The organism is Marinagarivorans sp. (assembly GCF_982758155.1).
On sequence record NZ_CEXWTU010000120.1, the window covers coordinates 11,046 to 14,442 of the forward strand.

Below are 3,397 nucleotides of genomic sequence, written 5' to 3' on the forward strand. Positions count from 1 at the left end.
CGATGTACCAAAATCTAGCCGGTGCGCCAAGGTAGCCGAGGGGTAATCTTGAACAAGGCGATAATGGACTGAATCTTTATTGAGCGGGTTTTTACCCGATAAGCTCAGTAAACCACTGGGCTTATCAATGAGTAAAAGGTGCTCATCCTGAAAAAGAATACGAATATCGTCATGGCACGGCGGTGCGATAAAGGTATCGATGGGCTGGCTAGCGGCTACGGCGATCACTCGTCGTTTTTACTCTTCCAGTTGGCCCAAGGGTCTGCATCGTTGGGGGCGGCAGGCTTGCTTCGGCTTCGGTCCGGGGCGCTGTGCTTGCGGGGGCCGCTATTGCGTGGCCCGCCCGGCTTGCGCCCGGTACCCGCTTTAAATTCAGCAGCTTTTTTGGCTTGTTTCTCACGCAGCTGGGCGGCATCTTCAAGGCTTAGGTCCGCAGGTTCTCCACACACCTGCCCTTCTGGCACAATACGGTCGCGTGGTGGCAGCTCGAACTGTTCTGCAGAGGCTCTCGGTAAACGCTTGTATTGGTACAAATAAAAAGCTTCTACCTTTTCGCGCGCCCAATCGGTTTTCTTTAAAAATTTAACGCTCGATTCAATGCTGGGGTTGGTTTTAAAGCAATTAATGTTGAGGTAAGCATCAAGAATATTAAAGCCGTAGTAATCGACAAGCTGGGTCAGTAAGTCTTTTAGGCCCAAGCCGTGCAAGGGGTTGTTCTTGTAATTTATCTCATCATTCATGGTGCAATCCAAACAAGGCCAGAAATAGCCCATTATACGCCCGCCGTTATGCAAGCACTAGCCAAGCCTAAATATGCAACACACACCCTCGGGTTAATAATGCATTAAAAACGAGATAAGCGTGCACAAGTGACTATTATGAATGTTGTTATCATGCTGCAGTAAATCTCAAGTAACTATTCAGCCATGCTCGAATAGGCCGGCAAATTGATCACTTTCTGGGCCGCTCAAGCCATCTGTGACTTTGTGCTCCTGCAAAGTCTATCCCTACGCATCCATGCTAGGGCTGGGCGCTATGCAAGCGTTCCCGACGCTTGAATACCCAGAAAATAATCAATTCGCCTTTTAGGTGGGCATTATTTCTAACCCACCTGAATAGTTACTATTTCAATTCACCTTCAGGACACTCATATGCTACAACCTCAAATACGCTGGGCTAGCCATGCTCTGGCAGGTATATTTCTTTTGTTAAGTGCCAACACTACATTGGCAGAAATTCAAGTAACTATTGATGCAGACCAGCCTGGCCCAACGATTCATCGCAATATTTACGGCCAATTTATGGAGCACCTTGGGCGCGGCATATATGAGGGCATATGGGTCGGTGAAGATTCAAAAATCCCGAATACACGCGGTTTTCGCAACGACGTAGTAAAAGCACTTAAAGACTTACAAGTACCGCTACTGCGCTGGCCCGGCGGCTGTTTTGCCGATGAGTACCACTGGCGAGACGGTATTGGCCCGCGCGCCAAACGCCCAGTAACCATTAACACCACTTGGGGCGGCGTAACCGACAGCAATGCTTTTGGCACCCATGAATTCTTTGAGCTCGCCGAGATGCTAGGCTCGGAGGTTTACATCAACGCCAACCTCGGCACCGGCAGCCCTCGTGAAATGGCGGCCTGGCTCGAGTACATTACCGCCGATGGCCAGTCGACACTAGCGCAAGAGCGACGCAAAAACGGCCGAGATAAACCTTGGCGCCTACACTACTGGACCATTGGCAACGAGGCATGGGGCTGCGGCGGCACCATGACACCCCAGTACTACGCCGACTTGTACAAACACTACGCTACCTTCGCCAAAACCCCTGACGATAACAAACCCATTATGATTGCTAGCGGCGGCCATACAGCGCAAACAGAATGGACGCAAACGTTACTGGAACAAGTGCCCGATACTTGGAGCATGCGAATGGATGCCATTAGCCACCATTACTACACCCTACCCACCGGTAATTGGGATAAACACGGCAAAGCACTAGGCTTCCCTGAAAGTGAATGGTTCTCTACGCTTTTTAATACTTTGAAAGTTGAAGGGTTTATTCAAGATAATATTGCTGTATTGGACAAACTCAATCCAGAAAAAAACGTTGGCTTTTATATTGATGAATGGGGCACTTGGTACGATGTTGAAGACGGTGAAAACCCAGGGTTTCTATTTCAACAAAACACCATCCGCGACGCACTGGTTGCCAGCGTAAACCTCAATATATTTCACCAATATGCAGAACGTGTAAAAATGACTAACGTCGCGCAAATGGTGAATGTATTGCAGGCCATGATACTCACTGATAAAGAAAAAATGCTGTTAACACCCACCTATCACGTTTTTAAAATGTACATTCCTTTTCAAGATGCAACGTCACTGCCCATAACCATAACCGGTGATAAAGGCTACAGCTTAGGGGAAGAAAAAATACCCACCGTTAGCGCCTCGGCCGCACGCGATAAAAAAGGCAAGCTATGGTTGGCTCTCGCCAATACCGACCCTAAAAACGCTACCGAGGTTATTATCAATGCAGGCGCTAAAATCCGAACCGCCAAGGGCAGCCTATTAACAGCCGAAGCAATGGATGCACACAACACCTTCAAAAAACCAAACGCCGTAATACCAGAAGCTTTCAAACACAAAGCGAAAGGCGGTAAGTTAGTAATAACACTGCCAGCAAAATCGGTAATGGTCGTTGCGCTGGATTAAATCGATGTTTGGGGCAATAGACCGCCCCAAAAGCATTTACCCGATAAATGCTTTTGATGAAATAGTTACGATAAAATACTGCAAAGCTTGACGCTACAGGGCTTTACGGGTAGCGTTCCTTTTCTATAAAGAAATAACCGCACGGAATAAGTTTTCTGGGGTGCGGTATAGCCCTTAAACACAGCAAAGTTCAGAGTCATATTTTGATCAGTAAATTTAACCTTTTAAGACTTTTAATGTTAGGTGCCGGCCTTGGCTGGGGCCTAACTATTGTAGGTGCATTTCTACCTTGGGAATGGGCAACAGAACACCTTGAAAAGTTTGGGGGCAGCGGGGAAATACCGAATGATGTAATGTTGAATTATTGGATGAGAATGGCATCTGGCGCATTTGGCTTTGTCGGTGTCTTTTTCCTTCTTGCAGCCTGGAAACCACTTGAATACAAAAACATTATCCCAGTTCTTGCTTACGGTAGCCTTGCAGAAGGGGCTATTCTGTTATTTTATGGTATTAAGTTCGGGTTGCCGATATTCCCGTTTGGCCCAGATGTAGCCATTGCTCTAGTTCCAGGCATTGGAATACTCATGTTAAAAAATGAGCTAGGGGCGGGGCAATAATAGTTTATCCAATTAGACGAGGGCGCCGGCTTTTTCAACAAGGCGCTTGAAGGGGCGCAT

At 47.5% G+C, this 3,397-nt stretch carries 3 protein-coding genes and 1 pseudogene; 2 read left to right on the plus strand and 2 right to left on the minus strand.

The annotated features are described in order from the left end of the window. Both AC3A8L_RS13050 and AC3A8L_RS13055 read right to left on the minus strand, forming a co-directional pair. Positions 1-228, minus strand: a pseudogene (locus AC3A8L_RS13050) (RNA pseudouridine synthase); the annotation flags it as partial. After that, positions 225-740 (minus strand): VF530 family protein, encoded by a 516-nt coding sequence (locus AC3A8L_RS13055; RefSeq protein ID WP_487962704.1) that lies wholly within the window; start codon positions 738-740, stop codon positions 225-227. The gene AC3A8L_RS13055 and the pseudogene AC3A8L_RS13050, both read right to left, overlap by 4 nt. Positions 741-1,166: 426 nt before the next feature. Here AC3A8L_RS13055 and AC3A8L_RS13060 point away from each other — a divergent pair, with 426 nt between their 5' ends. Then, positions 1,167-2,720: an alpha-N-arabinofuranosidase gene (locus AC3A8L_RS13060; RefSeq protein WP_487962706.1), complete on the plus strand. Its 1,554-nt coding sequence runs from the start codon at positions 1,167-1,169 to the stop codon at positions 2,718-2,720. Positions 2,721-2,923: 203 nt separating this feature from the next. Next, positions 2,924-3,337 (plus strand): hypothetical protein, encoded by a 414-nt coding sequence (locus tag AC3A8L_RS13065; protein ID WP_487962705.1) that lies wholly within the window; start codon positions 2,924-2,926, stop codon positions 3,335-3,337. Positions 3,338-3,397 lie beyond the last annotated feature (60 nt).

Coding starts and splice junctions, on each gene's coding strand:
- AC3A8L_RS13055 (WP_487962704.1), bottom strand. CDS start 740: ATGAATGATGAGATAAATTACAAGAACAACCCCTTGCACGGCTTGGGC.